15 protein-coding genes are annotated in these 17,182 nt (G+C 68.8%); 6 read left to right on the plus strand and 9 right to left on the minus strand.

The genetic code is table 11. The features are described from left to right. The first annotated feature begins 41 nt into the window (after positions 1–41). Complete coding sequence (locus tag AK36_RS05445; RefSeq protein ID WP_011882127.1) at positions 42–836, plus strand: SDR family NAD(P)-dependent oxidoreductase; 795 nt, start codon at positions 42–44, stop codon at positions 834–836. 60 nt (positions 837–896) lie between these two features. Here AK36_RS05445 and AK36_RS05450 read toward each other — a convergent pair whose 3' ends face one another. From AK36_RS05450 to AK36_RS05470, 5 genes are all read right to left on the minus strand, one after another. Beyond that, positions 897–1,271, minus strand: coding sequence for a hypothetical protein (locus AK36_RS05450; protein WP_011882126.1), 375 nt, complete (start codon positions 1,269–1,271; stop codon positions 897–899). A gap of 221 nt (positions 1,272–1,492) precedes the next feature. Beyond that, a complete protein-coding gene (locus AK36_RS05455) occupies positions 1,493–2,563 on the minus strand; it encodes an AI-2E family transporter (RefSeq protein ID WP_043292212.1) in 1,071 nt (356 codons plus the stop codon). Positions 2,564–2,702: 139 nt separating this feature from the next. Next, on the minus strand, positions 2,703–3,812 hold the full coding sequence (locus AK36_RS05460) for an NADH:flavin oxidoreductase/NADH oxidase (RefSeq protein ID WP_014724959.1): 1,110 nt from the start codon (positions 3,810–3,812) through the stop codon (positions 2,703–2,705). 148 nt (positions 3,813–3,960) lie between these two features. Then, positions 3,961–4,647, minus strand: a complete 687-nt coding sequence (locus AK36_RS05465; protein ID WP_041494292.1) for a type 1 glutamine amidotransferase domain-containing protein — start codon at positions 4,645–4,647, stop codon at positions 3,961–3,963. Between the two features lie 430 nt (positions 4,648–5,077). Further along, entirely contained in the window at positions 5,078–6,091 is a 1,014-nt protein-coding gene (locus AK36_RS05470) for a LacI family DNA-binding transcriptional regulator (protein ID WP_045578039.1), read from the minus strand. 182 nt (positions 6,092–6,273) lie between these two features. Here AK36_RS05470 and AK36_RS05475 point away from each other — a divergent pair, with 182 nt between their 5' ends. Then, complete coding sequence (locus tag AK36_RS05475) at positions 6,274–7,854, plus strand: glycoside hydrolase family 68 protein (RefSeq protein WP_045578040.1); 1,581 nt, start codon at positions 6,274–6,276, stop codon at positions 7,852–7,854. A 154-nt stretch (positions 7,855–8,008) separates the two neighbouring features. After that, a complete protein-coding gene (locus tag AK36_RS05480) occupies positions 8,009–9,655 on the plus strand; it encodes a glycoside hydrolase family 32 protein (RefSeq protein ID WP_045578041.1) in 1,647 nt (548 codons plus the stop codon). A gap of 56 nt (positions 9,656–9,711) precedes the next feature. Here the strand turns inward: AK36_RS05480 and AK36_RS05485 are convergent, their stop codons facing one another. After that, on the minus strand, positions 9,712–10,461 hold the full coding sequence (locus tag AK36_RS05485) for an SDR family oxidoreductase (protein ID WP_041494144.1): 750 nt from the start codon (positions 10,459–10,461) through the stop codon (positions 9,712–9,714). Positions 10,462–10,604: 143 nt separating this feature from the next. Continuing rightward, positions 10,605–11,522 carry a LysR family transcriptional regulator gene (locus tag AK36_RS05490; RefSeq protein ID WP_011882118.1) on the minus strand — a complete coding sequence of 306 codons (918 nt, stop codon included), beginning with the start codon at positions 11,520–11,522 and terminating at the stop codon, positions 10,605–10,607. A 247-nt stretch (positions 11,523–11,769) separates the two neighbouring features. Between AK36_RS05490 and pdxR the strand changes: the two genes are divergently transcribed. The 3 genes from pdxR (at position 11,770) to AK36_RS05505 (ending at position 14,219) form a co-directional block, all read left to right on the plus strand. Next, positions 11,770–13,251, plus strand: coding sequence for a MocR-like pyridoxine biosynthesis transcription factor PdxR (gene pdxR / locus AK36_RS05495; RefSeq protein ID WP_045578042.1), 1,482 nt, complete (start codon positions 11,770–11,772; stop codon positions 13,249–13,251). 94 nt (positions 13,252–13,345) lie between these two features. Continuing rightward, on the plus strand, positions 13,346–13,783 hold the full coding sequence (locus AK36_RS05500; RefSeq protein ID WP_045578043.1) for a carboxymuconolactone decarboxylase family protein: 438 nt from the start codon (positions 13,346–13,348) through the stop codon (positions 13,781–13,783). Positions 13,784–13,793: 10 nt separating this feature from the next. Beyond that, positions 13,794–14,219 carry a cupin domain-containing protein gene (locus tag AK36_RS05505; RefSeq protein ID WP_045578044.1) on the plus strand — a complete coding sequence of 142 codons (426 nt, stop codon included), beginning with the start codon at positions 13,794–13,796 and terminating at the stop codon, positions 14,217–14,219. 101 nt (positions 14,220–14,320) lie between these two features. Here the strand turns inward: AK36_RS05505 and AK36_RS05510 are convergent, their stop codons facing one another. Together AK36_RS05510 and AK36_RS05520 are read right to left on the minus strand one after the other, a co-directional pair. Then, entirely contained in the window at positions 14,321–15,517 is a 1,197-nt protein-coding gene (locus AK36_RS05510) for a porin (protein ID WP_045578045.1), read from the minus strand. A 519-nt stretch (positions 15,518–16,036) separates the two neighbouring features. Beyond that, positions 16,037–17,104, minus strand: a complete 1,068-nt coding sequence (locus AK36_RS05520; protein WP_045578046.1) for a phytoene/squalene synthase family protein — start codon at positions 17,102–17,104, stop codon at positions 16,037–16,039. Between the last annotated feature and the right edge of the window lie 78 nt (positions 17,105–17,182).

A 17,182-nucleotide genomic window follows, 5' to 3' on the forward strand; every position in this document is an offset into this window, starting at 1 on the left:
GCGCACGCGGCGGTTCCCTTCCTTCTTTCACCGGTACGCTCATGCACATCGATCTGACAGGCAAGACCGCGGTCGTCACCGCTTCCACCGCCGGCATCGGGCTGGCAATCGCCGAGGGGCTCGCACGTGCGGGCGCGCGCGTGATCGTCAACGGGCGCAGCGACGAGTCGGTCGAAGCCGCCCTCGCGCAGTTGCGCGCCACGGTGCCCGGCGCGCAATTCGACGGCGTCGCCGCCGATCTGTCCGACGCTGCAGGCGTCGCACGTGTCACGCAGCACACGCCGGACGCCGACATCCTCGTCAACAATGCCGGCATCTACGGGCTGAAGGCCTTCTTCGACATCGCCGACGACGAGTGGTCGCACTACTTCGAGATGAACGTGATGTCGGGCGTGCGTCTCGCGCGGCACTACCTGAAGGGGATGCTCGCGCGCAACACGGGGCGCATCGTGTTCATTTCGTCGGAATCGGGCTTGAACATTCCGGTCGACATGATTCATTACGGCTTCACGAAAACCGCGCAGCTGGCGATCGCGCGCGGGCTCGCGAAGCTCGCGGCCGGCACCAACGTGACGGTCAATTCGGTGCTGCCCGGCCCGACGATGTCGGAAGGCGTGCGCGCGATGCTGAAGCAGACCGCCGACGAAACCGGCCGCAGCATCGACGACGTCGCGGTCGATTTCGTGCGCAGCCAGCGCGCCAGCTCGATCATTCAGCGGCCGGCGACCACCGAGGAAGTCGCGAATCTGGTCGTGTACGTTTGCTCGCCGCAGGCGTCGGCGACGACGGGCGCCGCGTTGCGCGTCGACGGCGGCGTGGTAGACACGATCGCGTGACGGCAGTGTGACAGCGCACGACGGCGGGCCTTGCGCCTTGCCGTCTGCCTTGCCGTCGTACTAGCGCGCGGCGGCCTTGTGCGACTGGAGCATGCCCTTGCGGTCGGCATCCATGCAGGTGTCGAAGCCGGATCGCGTGACCGCGCCGGCCTTGTCGAACACGACGAAATAAGGCCGGTGTTCGTTGCCGTGTTCGATGAAGTAGTTGTAGCAGACGCCGCTGCCGTTGCGGACCATCCACACGCTGCGCGGGTTGCCGGCAGCGCGCACGACGTCGGCGCGGGTCGCGCCGTGCCGCGATGCGGCGCGCGGCAACGGCGTGCGTGAATACGAGAACGGCAGCCACGAGTCGAACCACGCGCAGCCATGCAGCATCAGGCAACTGGCGGCCAGGGACAGCGTCGCGGCGGGACGGGACAACGGAATCAATCGCATGCTCGGGGAAACCTGCTGCGCCATGCCGGCGTGATCGAAAGCCCCATGCTACTCGACCTTTGGGTCCGGATCGAAAAGAAATCTACAGACAGGTGGCCGGCGCGCCGGCCGACGCCGCACGGCACGCGAGCGAATCGTCATGCATCGTTGCGCCGCCACGCGGCCTGCACATGCGCCCGCGCGAGCGCAGCGCGCCGACGCGCCGGCCGGCGCGTCCATCGTCATGCGACCCACTCGGACCACAGCATCGTCAGCACGGTCATCAGCGCGGGGCCGACGAACAGTCCGATCAGCCCGAACGTCTCGGCGCCGCCGAGGATCCCGAACAGCACCAGCAGGAACGGCAGCCGCGTCGAGTTGCCGATCAGCACCGGCCGCACGAAATGCTCGGCGACGAACACGACGACGATGCCGAGCGCCAGCACGACGATCGCCCATGCCGTCGCGCCCTGCACGAACAGCCAGAGCGCCGCGCCGCAGAACACGATCGGCGCGCAGAACGGCAGCATCGCCGCCACGGCCGTCACGAAGCCGAGCAGCGCCGCATGCGGCAGCCCGGCCAGCGCGTACGCGACGCCGAGAATCGCGCCTTCGCCGAGTCCGACGACGACGAGCCCCGTCACGGTGCCGTACACGGCCGCGACCATCCGCTCGATCAGCGCGGCGCCGCCGCGTCCGAACGCACGCCGCGCGCCCAGCAGCAACGCGCCCGACAGCTGGTGGCCGGCGCGCATGATGACGAACAGCGTGACCAGCATGAAGCCGAATTCGAACAGCGCGTGTGCGAGCTTCGTGCCGAATTGCCGCCCGAACGCGATGACCTTCTCGCCGTTCGCGCCATGCATCGCCGTGCCCGCGTGCAGCGGGTGACCGAGATTGGCCTGCCACCAGTCGGCGATCTGCGTGGAGCCGTAGGGCAAGCGGCTCACCACGTCGGGCAGCGCGATGCCGTTGTCCTGGATCGAGTGCAGCCAGATGCGCAGGTCGTGCGCCTGCGCAATCGCCTGGCCGAGCGCGATCGCGACCGGCAGCACGACCAGCAGCGAGACGCCCGCGGTGACGACGGTTGCAATCAGAGTCGGCCGGTCGCGAAACCAGCGGTTCGATTCGAAGCGCTTCAACAGCGGCCACAGCGCGATCGCGATCACGCAGGCCCACGCGATGGCGGGAAGAAAATCGCGGATCACCCACAACGCGAGCACCAGCAGCGCCGCATACAGCACGACGCGGGCGATCTGCTGTGCGCGCGGCCGCGCGGCGATGTCGTTTGACGGCGGGACCTGTGCGGTCATGGCACCTCGGAAAGTGGGAATGGCGGTTCGCGCAGGCCGCATGCCTGCACGAACCGCCATTCTATCCATCGATGTCGCGACGCGAGGCACGCGCCTTGCCAAGCATTGTCAAATGCACGGCGCGTGCTCGCGCTCTGGCTCAGGCCACCTTGTCGGCGACGCGGTAGCGTTCGAGCCAATGCGCGTACGGCGCGGGCAGCGTCCACGACGGCCGCTCGACGCCGAGCTGCTTGGCCGCATAGTACGGCCAGTGCGGATCGGCCAGATGGGCGCGGCCGACCATCACGAGGTCGAGCTGCTGCTCGGCCACGACGCGATTCGCGAGCTGCGGCGTGTCGATGCCCCACGCGGACGACACCGGCAGGCCGGTCTCGCGGCGCACGCGTTGCGCGATCGGCGCGAGGAACGCCGGCCCCCACGGAATCTGCGCATCCGGCGTCGAGAAGCCGACCGACACGCTCAGCATGTCGAGCCCTTCCTGCTTCATCCGCTGCACGAGCGCGATCGATTCGGCGAGCGTCTCTTCATCGCGGCCGTCGTATTCGATCACGCCGAGACGCGCGGTCAGCGGCAGATGCTCGGGCCATACCCGGCGGACGGCTTTCAGCGTGTCGACGAGGAAGCGGCCGCGGTTTTCGGCCGAACCGCCGTACTCGTCGTCGCGCTGGTTCGAGTGAACCGAGAAGAAGCTCTGGCCGAGATAGCCGTGCGCGAAATGCAGTTCGAGCCATTCGAAGCCGAGGTCGCGGGCGCGCTGCGCCGACGCGACGAAATCGGCCTGCACGCGCGCGATGTCGTCGTGCGTCATCGCGCGCGGCATCTTCGGCAAATGCGCGCCGAACGGGATCGCCGACGGCGCGATGGTCTGCCAGCCGCGCGGGTCGCCTTCCGCGATGTGGTCGTCGCCTTCCCACGGACGGTTCGCGCTCGCCTTGCGGCCCGCATGCGCGATCTGGATGCCGGGAACCGCGCCGGCCGCCTTGATCGCCGCGACCGACGGCGCGAATGCTTCGGCCTGCGCATCGGTCCACAACCCGGCGCATCCCGGCGTGATGCGGCCTTCCGGCGCCACGGCCGTCGCTTCCGCGATCACGAGACCGGCGCCGCCGCGCGCGATGCCGGCCAGATGAACGTGATGCCAGTCGTTCACGACGCCTTCCTCGGCGACGTACTGGCACATCGGCGGCACCGCAATACGGTTGCGCAGCGTGACATCCTTGAGTTTGAACGGTTCGAACAGGGCAGACATCCACCACTCCTTTGTGTTGGTCAGGCAAAACGACGGGGTGAGCCGCCGTGCGAGGCGCACGGCGGAACGTTTTGGGGCGACCGGCGCGCGAACCAAGCGCGCCGGCGCAAATTGAGCCGGCGCGACAATCGCCGCGCCGGGTACGCGCTTACTGGCGGCCGAGCTTCGCGAGCAGCGCCTCGGCCGCGGGCGCCGACGACGCGGGGTTCTGCCCGGTGATCAGCAGCCCGTCGGTGACGACGTGCGGCGCCCAGTCGGCGCTGCGCTCGAACTGCGCGCCGTTGGTCTTCAGCATGTCCTCGACGAGGAACGGCACCACTTCCGTCAGCTCGACGGCCGCTTCCTCGCTGTTGGTGAAGCCGGTCACGCGCTTGCCGCGCACGACCGACTCGCCGGTGGCCGGGTCCTTCACGTGGCGCAACACGCCCGGCGCGTGGCAGACGGCCGCGACCGGTTTGCCGGCCGACAGGGCGCGCTCGATCAGGCCGATCGAATGCAGATCCTCGGCGAGATCCCACAGCGGGCCGTGGCCGCCCGGGTAGAACACCGCGTCGTAGTCGTCGACCGACACGTCGGTCAGCTTGCGCGTGGCCGCCAGTTCGGCCTTGGCGGCGGGATCGGCGTCGAAGCGGCGCGTCGCGTCCGTCTGCGCGGACGGATCGCTGCTCTTCGGGTCGAGCGGCGGCTGGCCGCCCTTCGGCGACGCGAGCGTCAGATCGACGCCCGCATCCTTGAACGCGTAGTACGGCGCGGCCAGCTCCTCGAGCCAGAAGCCGGTTTTCTTGCCGGTGTCGCCGAGCGTGTCGTGCGAGGTCAGGACAACCAGAATCTTCATGATCGGATACTCCTTCGAATCGGGTGGATCGGGCCGCGTCGCGGCGGCGGTCGATGTCGCGCATGGCGCGTGCCGCTTGTCGCTGCCGGCGACGACTTGGCGCCTGCCGGTTAGGCCGTCGCCGCGCGGCAACGTGCCCGTCCACGCAGAATATGTTTGCCTGGCTATTAGACCAGTCGTCTAGTTGAAAGGCATAAAAAAGACGGAAGTTCCGCCCAGATCGACAGGACTTCGGCGCACAGGCCTGTATGGCGGCTGTCTCGTTGCACTGTCGAGACGGGATGATAGTCGCGAATTAGACCGGTCGTCTAGTCGCGTCGACTACACCCTGTCGATGTCATGGCTTTTGTGGACCGGACGAGATCCGCCGGGCTGACGATCGACGGCTCGCCCTCGCCTCGCCTCGCACCGCCGCGCACCGCCGCGCCGCTCAGCGTGGCGGCGGCCCGTCCGTGTCGCCGATCTCGAGCACCGCGTGCTCGAGCCGCTGCCCGTGCACGCCATCAGCAAGCAGCCCGAGCATCAACTCGGCAAGCGCACGTCCGGTCGTATGGCCGGTCGGCTGCACCACCGCGGTCACGCGATGCGGAAGCGCGACATCGGGCGGCACGCCGTCGTAGACGATCAACGACATGTCGTGACCGAGGCGCAGGCCGCGTTCGACCAGCGCGCGAAACGCACCGCAGCCGGCGATGTTGTTGTCGACGAGCAGCGCCGTCGGCGGTTCGGATGCGGCGAGAAGCGCCTCGACGCCTTCGCGTCCGCCGTCGCGCGTAAACGCGCATTCGATTTGCCATGCCGGATCAGGCTCGATGCCCGCCTCGCGCAGCGCCGCGAGATAACCGGCACGGCGCTGCATCGCGAAATTGAGCGCCAGCGGCGCGCTGATCATCGCGATACGGCGATGACCGAGGCCGATCAGCCGCCGCACGGCGTCGCGCGCGCCCGCCTCGTTGTCGAAATCGAACCACGCATAGGGCTCGCTGACGCGGGTGCGGCCGTAGGCGACGTACGGAAACGCGCTCGATCGCAGGTAGGCGAGCCGCGGATCGTCGACCAGTGTGCGCGCAACGATCAAGCCGTCGACGAGTTTGCCTTCGACGAGGCGCCGATAGGTGTCCAGTTCCGCGTTCGGCCGCGCGGCCGCGATGATGAAGTCGAGATTGCGTTCCGCGAGCCGCTCGGTCACGCCCGCGACCACTTCGCCGAAACGCGGGTCGCCCAGATCGCCCGCGCCGAACGGATAAACGATGCCGATGGTGTCGGCCCGCCCCGTCGCGAGCCGGCGTGCGGTCGGGTCGGCCACATAGCCGAGTTCGCGCGCAGCCCTCATCACACGCTCGCGGGTCGCCTCGCTCACGTCGTCATAGCCGTTCAGCGCACGGCTGACCGTCGTGCGCGACAGCCCGAGCGCATCCGACAGCGCCTTCAGATTCACCTTCACGTTGCTCCTCGCTCGAGTCGCGCCCCACCAGCGGCGCGGCAATTATTTCCGGACAGCAATTAATACCGTCAAAAAATTATCTTTTGACGACCAAACCGGTTTGAAATAGTATCCAAACCGGTTTGGACATCGATGCCACCGTCATTCGTTCACCTTTACCGTCAACGGGACAACTCACCGCCATGACACGCTTTCCCTTTTGCCGCGCGACCGCGGCCAAACGTTTGCTGTTCGCCGGCGCCGCACTGGCCGCCTTCGCGGGCGCTGCGCAAGCGCAGACCTCCGGCGCACCCGCGCCCACGCCTCACACGCAGCAGGCGCATGACCCCGAGAGCAACTTCACGATGCGCTGGACCCGTGCGGACATCCGTCAGATCGTCGCACAGTCGCACACGTCCGGCGCCGACCGGAACTCGCTGCCGCAGGCGTTGACGATGCCCGCCATCCCGCAGGATTTCCCGCTGATCAATTCGGACGTCTGGGTGTGGGACACCTGGCCGCTGGCGGACCTGCGCGCGAACCAGCTCAGCTACAAGGGCTGGGAAGTCATCTTCTCGCTGACCGCCGACCCGCACGCCGGCTATACCTTCGACGACCGCCACGTGCATGCGCGCATCGGCTTCTTCTATCGCCGCGCGGGCGTGCCGGCAGCGCTGCGGCCGGCGAACGGCGGCTGGATCTGGGGCGGGCATCTGTTCCCGGACGGGGCGAGCGTGAAGGTGTTCGGCACGTCGCCGATGACCAACAACGCCGAATGGTCGGGCTCCGCGCGCCTCACGCATGGCGACAACGTCAGCCTGTACTACACCGCGACGTCGTTCAACCGCTCGGCACCGGGCGGCGCCGACATCACGCCGCCGCAGGCGATCATCACGCGCGCCGACGGCCATATCCATGCCGACGACAAGCATGTGTGGTTCACCGGCTTCGACGACCACAAGGCGCTGCTGCAGCCCGACGGCAACTACTACCAGACCGGCCAGCAGAACACCTACTTCTCGTTCCGCGACCCGTTCGTGTTCACCGATCCCGCACACCCCGGCAAGACCTACATGGTGTTCGAAGGCAATACCGGCGGCCCCCGCGGCGCACGCACCTGCACGGAAGCCGATCTCGGCTACGCGCCGAACGATCCGTACCGTGAGGACCTCAACGCCGTGATGAACGCGGGCGCAGTGTATCAAAAGGCCAACGTCGGTCTTGCGGTGGCCACCGACCCGCAACTCACCGAGTGGAAGTTCCTGCCGCCGATCCTGTCGGCGAACTGCGTCGACGACCAGACGGAGCGCCCGCAGATCTATCTGAAGGACGGCAAGTACTACCTGTTCACGATCAGCCACCGCACCACGATGGCCGCGGGCGTCGACGGCCCCGACGGCGTCTACGGCTTCGTCGGCAACGGCATCCGCAGCGACTTCCAGCCGCTGAACGGCGGCAGCGGCCTCGTGCTCGGCAACCCGACCGACTTCTCCGCACCGGCCGGCGCCCCGTATGCGCAGGACCCGAATCAGAATCCGCGCGAATTCCAGTCGTATTCGCACTACGTGATGCCGGGCGGGCTCGTCGAGTCGTTCATCGACGCGATCGGCCCGCGCCGCGGCGGCACGCTCGCGCCGACCGTGAAGGTGAACATCAACGGCACGTCGACGGCGGTCGACCGCAGCTACGGCCGCGGCGGCCTCGGCGGATACGGCGAGATTCCGTCGAATCTGCCGGCGACGGGCGCCGGCCACAACGACGGCGGCCCCGGCACGCGGCCGTAACGGGCTCAGGCGGCACACGCCGCCTGCTGCGGAGGCGCACGTCGCGCGTGTCGCGCGTGCGCCTCGCCTTCCGTTCCCCATCACGCGCATGCAGCCGGCGCCGGCAGCGTGCGCGCTTCTCTCCCGCCCCGCACGACGACGCCCGGCCTCTCGCATGACATCGACTTTCCCCTGCTTTTTCCTCCGGCTCGCCGGACTCCTGCTCGCCTGCTCGGCCGGCGTACAGGCGGCGAGCGCCGCCTGCACCGCAACGCCCGCCGACGGCACGCCGCAATGGCGGCCCGCATTCCATTACACGCCGCAACGCAACTGGATGAACGACCCCAACGGCCTCGTCTACGAGAACGGCCGCTATCACCTGTTCTATCAGTACAACCCGCTGGGCGCCGACTGGGGCAACATGTCGTGGGGCCATGCGACCAGCACCGACCTCGTCCACTGGCACGAGCAGCCGGTCGCCATGCGCGCGAACGCGACCGAGGAAATCTTCTCCGGCTCGATCGTCGCGGACCCGCACAACACTTCCGGCCTCGGCACGCCGGGCGACACGCCGCTGGTCGCGGTGTACACGAGCGTCTACAAGGAAGGTTCGGGGCACCCGCCGGGCACCCAGGCGCAGTCGATCGCGTACAGCCTCGACCACGGCGCAAGCTGGCAACCGTACGCGCACAATCCGGTACTGACGCTCGATCCGGAATCGAAGGCGTTCCGCGACCCGAAGGTCTCGTGGTACGCACCGGGGCGCTACTGGCTGATGACGACGGTGGTCGCGGACGCGCAGGTGGTCAAGCTCTACCGTTCCGACGACCTGATCCATTGGTCGTTCCTGAGCGACTTCACGTTGCCGGGCGTGCCGCATACCGGCGCACTGTGGGAGATGCCCGATCTCGTGCCGCTACCCGTCGATGACGATCCGCGGCACATCAAGTGGGTGATGATCGTCAACGTCAATCCGTGGTCGATTGCCGGCGGCTCCGGCGCGATGTACTTCGTCGGCGAGTTCGACGGCCGCACGTTCGTTCCCGACCGTGTCGCCCCGGCCGGCTCCGACCCTGCGCAATTCCGCTGGGTCGATCACGGCGCCGACTTCTACGCGGCCGGGACGTTTTCCGGTGCGCCGGGCCGCCGCCCGCTCGCGATCGCGTGGATGAGCAACTGGGACTACGCGGCGAAATCGCCGACCGCGCCGTGGCGCGGCGCGATGACGTTGCCGCGCGAACTCGCACTCGAGACGATCGACGGGGAGCCGACGCTCGTCGTCACGCCGGCCGCTGCATTCACCGGCTGGGCCGACCGGCGGCCCGCGGTGCACGTGGGCACGCTGGAAGTCGATTCGGCCGCGCGCGCATTGCCGCCGGCCACCCGCGGCGTCGCACAGCGCATCCAGGTGACGATCGCACCTGGGCAGGCGGCCCGCGCAGGCGTCGTCGTGCGGGCGTCGGCGGACGGCTCGATCGGCACGCGCATCGTGTACGACACCGCCGCGCGCACGCTGACGCTCGACCGCTCACGCTCCGGCACACCTGACTTCGCCGCCACCTTCAGCCGCCAGCACATCGTCGCCTTGCCGCTCGAGAACGGCTTGCTGCGACTCGACATCATCGTCGATCGCGGGTCCGTCGAAGTGTTTGCCAACGGCGGCCGCACGGTGCTGACGGACGTGGTCTTCCCGCCCGCCGACGCGGACCGGGTTTCGGTATTCGTCGAACGGGGCACTGCGACGTTCTCGGGACTGACGGTGACGCCGCTCGGCGCGCACGACCGGGCCGGCGAAGGCGACTGCGTGGCTTCTGCGCGCTAGCGACACGAACGCCCGGCCGGCACAGCGGCACGCATGCCGCTGCGCCGGCCACGCGCTCAGAGCAAGCCCATCCCGCCCGACGCGATGATCTCCGCGCCCACGATGAACGCCGATTCGGGCGCGCTCAGATGCAGCACGGTCGAAGCGATTTCGTCAGGCGTGCCGAACCGGCCGAGGGGCACGAGCCCCTTGATCTTGTCGGCGGTCTCGTCGAGCGTCGCCGCGTCGAGCCCGAGCTTGCCGTACAGCGGTGTCTGGACCGGCCCCGGACTCACCACGTTCACGCGCACGCCGTTCGGCAGCAACTCCGTCGACAGCGTCTTCGCCAACGAATTGACCGCAGCCTTGCTCGCCGCATACACCGACGAGCCCGGCATGCCGATATGCGCGTTGATCGAGCCGTTGATCACGATCGACGCGCCGCGATTCAACAGCGGGACGAGCGCCTGGATCTGGAAGTACGCGCCCTTCACGTTGGTGCCGAACACGAGGTCCCACAGCGCCTCGTCGGTGTCCGCGAACGGCGCGAGTTTGGCGACGCCCGCGTTGACGAACACCGCATCGAGCCGCACGCCGGCCGCGCCGAGCGCGTCGGCCAGCGCGCGCGCCGACGCGACGCTGCCGACTTCGTTGCGGATCGCGAGCGCGCCGTGCCCGAGCGTCGCGCGGGCCGCTTCGAGCGTGTGCTCGTCGCGGCCGGTGATGACGACGCGCGCGCCTTCGGCCGCGAATGCCCGTGCGGCCGCCAGGCCGATGCCGCTGTTGCCGCCCGTGACGAGTACCGTCTTTCCTTCGAAACGTTGCATGATGTTCTCCTGTGAACCGGTGAGTTGACCGTGAACACAGGATGCGCGCGTCGCCCGGCCGTGCCGTACGAGCGGCACGACGAACACGTTCGAAAACGTCGAACGAGTCGATGGGGCCGCAATTTCCGGCGCGCGTCGCGCCCTCACCCGGTCACGTCGATTCCGTCGAGCAACCGCTGCGCGAGCCGCGGCTCGCGCAGCCGTTCCAGCCACCATTGCAGCGCGCGGCCGTCGCGGTCGCCGCGCCACGCGACGTACAGCACGTTCGGTTCGCGCGGATCGGCGGTCTCCTTCTCGAGCAGCTCGCCGCGCGCCAGCAGCGTCGCGGCGCGTCGGCGCGGCAGCCAGCCGACGCCGAGCGCGTCGCGCTGCGCGAGGATCTTCGCGCGCATCGACGGCACCGCGAGCAGCGACTGGCCGCCGAGCAGCCCGTACGCGCGGCCGACGGCCCGGCGCGACGAATCGGCGACCACGACCGCGCGATGGGCGCCGATCGCATCGCGGCTGAGCGGCCCGGCCACCGATGCGAGCGGATGGCGCGGCGCGACCGCGAACACCCATTCCATCGCCCCGAGTTCGAACCATTTGAAGCCGGGGATGGCGGGCGGCTCGTTGGTCGCACCGATGACCAGATCGGCGCGGCCGTCGCGCAGCGCCTCCCACGTGCCGCCGAGCACCTCGTGCGTGAAGCGCAGCGACACGCCCGACTCGAGCGCATCGAACGCGCGTACGACCGGCAGCAGCGTATCGAATTCGAGCACCTCGTCGCTGACGATCCACAGCCGGTCCTCCCAGCCGCTCGCGACCTGCCGCACGCGCTGCGTGAGCCGCGCGACGTCGAGCGCGAGGCGCGCCGCCTCGTCGGTCAGCAGTTGACCGGCCGGCGTGAGCTGCAGCCGGTAGCCGCGCCGGTCGAACAACAGCGCGTCGAAGCGGGTTTCGAGCTGCCGCGCCGCGTGCGAGATCGTCGACGGCGCCTTGCCGAGCCGCGCGGCGGCGCGCGACAGGCTGCCGGTCGCCCGGATCGCGTCGAGCAACGCGAGTTCGTCTTCGGACAGCATGAGGGCACTCCGGTCGCGGTAATGGAGTCGATCCTAAGGCAGCGGCGAGCGGCGGTCCAATCGGATCCACGCAGGAATCCACCGGCGGGATCCGCCGCAGTGCGACCGCCGCCTCCCCGCTCCGCAATGGCTCGTCCACGGCTCATCCGTCCGCCGGCCCGCCCGCGATCCGCTCACGCCGCTCTGCCGCCGCTGTTCCGGTATGCTGACCGACACCCCATTCCGCTACGTCGAGGTAACCACTGCGATGGACATCGCGATCCGCATCGAAGGCCGGCACGACCTGACCGGGCAAATCTTCCGGCAATTGCGCACCGCGATCGTCGACGGGCGGCTTGAAGGCGGCGCGCGGCTGCCGTCCACCCGCGATCTCGCGAAGCAGCTCGGCGTATCGCGCAAGACGACGCTCGACGCGTTCGAGCGCCTCGTCGCCGAGGGTTATCTGAGCACGCGCGCGGGCGACGGCACGTTCGTCGCCGACGGGCTCGCGCGCGTTCCGCATGCGGCCGCGGCCGCCGCGTCGCTGGTCGACGGCACGCCGCCGCCCGCCGCCGTCAGCGCACTGGCGCTGTGGGACGAACTGCCCGACACGCTCGCCATGCCGGCGCCGCAGGACTCGCCCGCGTTCGACTTCCGCGGCGGCGTGACCGACAAGGCGCTGTTCCCGTTCGACGCGTGGCGGCGCTGCCTGCATCACGCGTTGCGCCAGCAGGCGCGCGGCCCCGGCCAGTACCACGACCCGGCCGGCGACGCGCAGCTGCGCGGCGCGATCGCCCGCTACGTCGGGTTCAGCCGCGCGGTCGCGTGCGGCTGGGACGACGTGCTGGTCACCCAGGGCGCACAACAGGCGCTCGACCTCGTCGCGCGCGTGATGCTGCGGCCCGGCGACGTGGTCGCCGTCGAGAATCCCGGCTATCCGCCCGCGCGCGCGGCGTTCGCGTCACTCGGCGCCACGGTGGCGGGCGTGCCGGTCGACGCACACGGCCTCGTGATCGAGCAACTGCCCAACGACGCACGGCTCGTCTACGTGACGCCGTCGCACCAGTTCCCGCTCGGGATGCCGATGACGCTCGAGCGGCGCATCGCGCTGCTCGAATGGGCGCAGCGCCGCCGCGCGGTGATCGTCGAAGACGACTACGACGGCGAATTCCGCTTCGAGGGCCGGCCGGTGGAATCGTTGAAGAGCCTCGACCGTACGGGCCTCGTCGTGTACGTCGGCACGTTCTCCAAAACGATCTTTCCCGAACTGCGGATCGGCTATGCGATCGCGCCGCGCGCACTGCGCGGCGCGCTTGCGAAGGCGCGGCAGATCGTCGGCTGGCACAGCTGCACGCTGACGCAGGCGGCGCTCGCCCGCTTCATGCTCGAAGGCGATTTCGCGCGGCATCTGCGGCGCGTGCAGAAGCACTACGACGCGCGCCGCAAGATGCTGCTCGCGCATCTGCACGGCGAGCTGGCGCACTGGTTCGACGCGATCGTGCCGACCGCCGGCATCCACGTGGCCGCGCCGCTGAAACCGGGGCTCGACGAAGCGGCGCTGATCCGGGCGGCCCGCGCAGAAGGCATCGGGCTGTACGGAATCTCGGGCTTCCACGTCGGCGCGGGCGCACGCGCCGGGCTGCTGTTCGGATACGGCGGAATCGACGTGCTGCGCATCGACACCGCGCTCGCCCGGCTCGCCGTGCTGCTGAAATCCGGGGGTGCCGGTGCGATGCCGGTGGTCACCTGACTTTTCCCGGAATTGGTCATTCAAGCGGGCCAGTGGCACGCTTAAAGTGGGTCCTGTCGCGCCGCCGTGCGCACCAACCGAACGAGGACCCGTGATGCAACCCCGCCTGAACTTCTATACCGCCAGCCCGAACGCGATCAAGGTGATGCGCAACGCCGAGGAATTCCTCGGGAAGTGCTCGATCGAAAAGCCGCTCGCCGAGCTCGTCCGCCTGCGCGCGTCGCAGATCAACGGCTGCGCGTTCTGCGTCGACATGCACACGAGCGATGCCCGCAAGGGCGGCGAAACCGATCGCCGCCTCGCGACCGTCGTCACGTGGCGCGAGACGCCGTTCTTCACCGAGCGCGAACGCGCAGCGCTCGAATGGACCGAAGCGTTGACACTCGTCGCCGGCAGCCACGTGCCCGATTCGGTGTGGGAAGCCGTCCGGCCGCACTTCACCGATGAAGAACTGTTCGACCTGTCGATGCTGATCGCCACGATCAATTCGTGGAACCGCTTCGCGATCGCGTTCCGCAAGATGCCCGAGTGAGGAGCCGACCATGACGCAAACGAGCATGACGTTGCGCCGCGCGCTCGTCGGCGCCGCGCTCGCGCTGGGCGTCGCGCTGCCGGCCGCCGCGCAGGCGCACGACGGCGGCGACAACGTGCACGCCATCCTGCAGCAGCCGGTGCCCGAAGCGCCGGGCCGACTCGCGGTGGTCGCGACCGTCGACTACGCGCCCGGTCAGGCATCCGCCGCCCACAAGCATCTCGGCTCGGTGTTCGCGGTCGTGTCGAAAGGCGAAGTGCTGTCGCAGGTGAACGACGGCCCGCTGCGCCGTTATCGCGCCGGCGAAGGCTGGTACGAGCCGCCCGGCTCGCGCCACATGGTGTCGCGCAATGCGAGCGCGACCGAACCGGCGCAGCTCGTCGTGTTCGGGTTGACCGGCGAGCATCAGCCGCTGAAGTCGCCGATCGACCCGTGATCGGGCGCGCCACGCAAAGGCGCGCGCCGTAAACGAGAAAACCGGCCCGAAGGCCGGTTTCGTACCGCATGCCGTGAGCGGCGCTCGCGCGCCGCGCGACATCAGAAGCGGTGGATCATGCCAACGCCGGCAGCGATCTGGTTCTGCTTCGAACCTGCGCCCACGCCGTCGCCGATCGACGTCGTTGCTGCCTGGATGACGCCAGTCTTGTTCAGCGTGTTGCCGCTTGCGTGCTGGTAAGCCTCGACTGCGTACAGGCCCGTGCGCTTCGACAGGCTGTAGTACTGCGACAGCGTGACCTGGTGGTACTTGGCCGAGCTCGAGATGCCGTTCGACTGCGTTGCCGCCGTGTACGAGTAGCCTGCCGCGAAGTCCCACTGCGGCGCTGCCTTCCAATGCAGCACGGCGCCTGCCGTGTTGAAGATCGCCGTGTTGCGGAACGCCGAACCGACGCCCGGAACGTACTGGACGTTCGTGTACGACACGGACACGTCCCATGCCGGCGTGAACTGGTAGCCGGCGGTCACACCGAGGCGCTGCTGCGTTTGCGCCGTCTGGTAGCCGCTGTTGATCGACGACACGGCCGGCTGGCCGCCGCTCGTGACCGTCGAGTTGTCGCCCCACACGCCGCCGCCGAGCGTCGAGTTGTTGACCTTCTGGAAACCGACCGCGATGCCTGCCGGGCCGTTCAGGTACTGGATCGCCGCGCTCCAGGTCGAGCCGCGGTTGAAGCTGCCTGCGACGCCGCCGAGCGAGTACGAACCGCCGACCGTGAAGCCGTAGAACTTCGGCGACATGTAGACGAGCGAGTTGTTCGCGCGGTAGCTGGTGTCGAGCGAGTCGATATCGCCCGGGTGTGCGCCGTAGTAACCGGTCAGCCAGGTCGTCGGGCTATACGGCGACAGCAGCGTGTAGTACGCGGTGTACTGACGGCCGGCCGTCAGCGTACCGTACGTCTGGTTGGTCAGGCCAACCCACGCCTGACGCGTGAAGATGCCGTTCGCCCATTGCGACGAGCCGTTGTTCGCGTTGAACCCGGCTTCCAACTGGAAAATCGCCTTCGTGCCGCCGCCGAGGTCTTCGCTGCCCTTCAGGCCGAAGCGGCTGCCCGCCCAGATGCCGGTGGCCATCTGCACCTTCGAGTGGCCGCCCGAGGTCGCGCCGGTTCCCGACGAGTTGTTCTGCCAAGCGATGGCGTTGTCGACGATACCGTACAGGGTCACGCTGCTCTGAGCGTGGGCTGCGGTTGCGGCTGCGAGACCCGCTGCCGTCATGGCGAAAGCGACGCGCTTTTTCATTGATTCTCCGTCCTCAAAGAATGATTTCTTTTCTGGTGTGGTTTTATGACTGACACATGTGCGAGTACATGCCGGTGCGATTCTGACGGATTACCAATCGTTTCCCAACACGTGCGGTCGGTCATCGTATGATCGACGCAACGCGGTGGTTCACCAAGCGGTTACCTAACACCTGAAAACGCTTACGCAGCGGGCCTTTCCGGCATTTCCCGGTGAAAACCCTAGCTTTACATTTTTACGGCTGTAACGCGACCGCCCGATGTCGTCAGACGCCTTCGGCACATAGTGCCCGGCCGAGGCGCGGACCCTGCCCGAAGACTGATCACACCGCCGCGCAGGATCGCTGACATTCATGACAGCCACATTTCTGAAAACGAAATCGTGAAAACGTTTTTGTACGGAGACGCGCGCTGAATGGAAACGGCCCGCGAGCGCGGGCCGAAGAATGCTGCGGAAGAATGCCGCCGAGCGACGCTGCTGCCGGCTGCCGCCAGCCGGCCGACGGCGGCTCGGCGCGCGTCAGGACGCGCGGCCCGTCTGCGCGAGCCGCGCGTTGACCGCGCCGACGAGCGCGTTCAGGCGCGCACGAACCGCCGCGTTCGAGCCGACGAGCGCGAGCGACGCCGCCATGATCCGGTAGATGCGCTTGCGCGGCACTTTCGCCGGCCGGGCCGGATCGAGCCACGCGTCGTGGCCGGCGAGGCGTTCGAGCGTCTCGAGGCCGATCATGATCGGCCACAGGCACGCCAGCCGCAGCCGCACGAAGCGGCGCGGAATCGCGAGCGTGTACAGGCATGCGTCGCGATACAGGTCGAGCGTCACGCGCAGCAGGTCGACCAGCACGCCGCGCGCACGCGCCGACGCGTGCGGCGCCATCAGTTCGGCGACGCCGACGCCGCGCGCGGCCAGCACGTCGTCCGGCAGATAGCAGCGGCCGATCCGCAGATCCTTCGGGCAGTCGCGCAGGATGTTGGTCATCTGCAATGCCTTGCCGAAGCGGATGCCCTTCTCGCGCATGTCCGCGCAGTCCCAGCCGCGCGCGGCGCGCGTGTGCGCGGCCGTCATGTCGGTCCAGAATTCGCCGACGCAGCCGGCGACCAGGTACGTGTAGCGATCGAGCGCGTCGCGCGTCGGCAGCGACGCGACCTGCCCCGACTGCTCGTCGGGGAACGTGCGCAGGTCGAACTCCATCCCCGACGTGAGCGTCGCGACGACCTTGCGGATCGCCGCGCGATCCGCGTCCGGCTGCGCGCGCAGCAGCGCGAGCATCGGCTCCATCGAGCCGAGCAGCACGTGCTCGTGCGAATCGGCCTGCATCCGCGTCACGTCGTCGAGCGAGCGCGACAGCGCCGCGCCGTCGCCGAGCCGCTCGATCTCGTCGCGCAGGCCATTCAGCAGCGTCGCGCGCCGCTCGGGCGCGACCAGCGCGGTGTCGGCGATGGTGTCGGCCGCGCGCGCGAGCAGATAGGCGAGGCCGACGGGTTCGCGCATGCCGTCGGGCAATACGCGCAGCGTCAGGTAGAAGGAGCGGGAAACGTTTTTCAGCAGATCGCCGAGCAGGTAGGCGGGTTCGGTATGAGTCGTCATGGGTCGGTCAGGGTCGGCCGGCGCGGGCGCCGGCCGCCAACCGGCGCCGGGCGCCCGCGCCGGCCCGCGATTCGCCGC

The sequence above is a fragment of the Burkholderia vietnamiensis LMG 10929 genome, assembly GCF_000959445.1.
In the GTDB taxonomy this organism is placed as follows: Bacteria; Pseudomonadota; Gammaproteobacteria; order Burkholderiales; family Burkholderiaceae; genus Burkholderia; species Burkholderia vietnamiensis.

What these genes read in the sequence shown, in the direction of transcription:
- AK36_RS05480 (WP_045578041.1), top strand. Translation starts at nt 8,009, where the DNA reads ATGACATCGACTTTCCCCTGCTTTTTCCTCCGGCTCGCCGGACTCCTG.
- AK36_RS05485 (WP_041494144.1), bottom strand. Translation starts at nt 10,461, where the DNA reads ATGCAACGTTTCGAAGGAAAGACGGTACTCGTCACGGGCGGCAACAGC.
- AK36_RS05455 (WP_043292212.1), bottom strand. Translation starts at nt 2,563, where the DNA reads ATGACCGCACAGGTCCCGCCGTCAAACGACATCGCCGCGCGGCCGCGC.
- AK36_RS05450 (WP_011882126.1), bottom strand. Translation starts at nt 1,271, where the DNA reads ATGCGATTGATTCCGTTGTCCCGTCCCGCCGCGACGCTGTCCCTGGCC.
- AK36_RS05500 (WP_045578043.1), top strand. Translation starts at nt 13,346, where the DNA reads ATGCAACCCCGCCTGAACTTCTATACCGCCAGCCCGAACGCGATCAAG.
- AK36_RS05475 (WP_045578040.1), top strand. Translation starts at nt 6,274, where the DNA reads ATGACACGCTTTCCCTTTTGCCGCGCGACCGCGGCCAAACGTTTGCTG.
- AK36_RS05505 (WP_045578044.1), top strand. Translation starts at nt 13,794, where the DNA reads ATGACGCAAACGAGCATGACGTTGCGCCGCGCGCTCGTCGGCGCCGCG.
- AK36_RS05460 (WP_014724959.1), bottom strand. Translation starts at nt 3,812, where the DNA reads ATGTCTGCCCTGTTCGAACCGTTCAAACTCAAGGATGTCACGCTGCGC.
- AK36_RS05465 (WP_041494292.1), bottom strand. Translation starts at nt 4,647, where the DNA reads ATGAAGATTCTGGTTGTCCTGACCTCGCACGACACGCTCGGCGACACC.
- AK36_RS05520 (WP_045578046.1), bottom strand. Translation starts at nt 17,104, where the DNA reads ATGACGACTCATACCGAACCCGCCTACCTGCTCGGCGATCTGCTGAAA.
- AK36_RS05445 (WP_011882127.1), top strand. Translation starts at nt 42, where the DNA reads ATGCACATCGATCTGACAGGCAAGACCGCGGTCGTCACCGCTTCCACC.
- pdxR (WP_045578042.1), top strand. Translation starts at nt 11,770, where the DNA reads ATGGACATCGCGATCCGCATCGAAGGCCGGCACGACCTGACCGGGCAA.
- AK36_RS05510 (WP_045578045.1), bottom strand. Translation starts at nt 15,517, where the DNA reads ATGAAAAAGCGCGTCGCTTTCGCCATGACGGCAGCGGGTCTCGCAGCC.
- AK36_RS05490 (WP_011882118.1), bottom strand. Translation starts at nt 11,522, where the DNA reads ATGCTGTCCGAAGACGAACTCGCGTTGCTCGACGCGATCCGGGCGACC.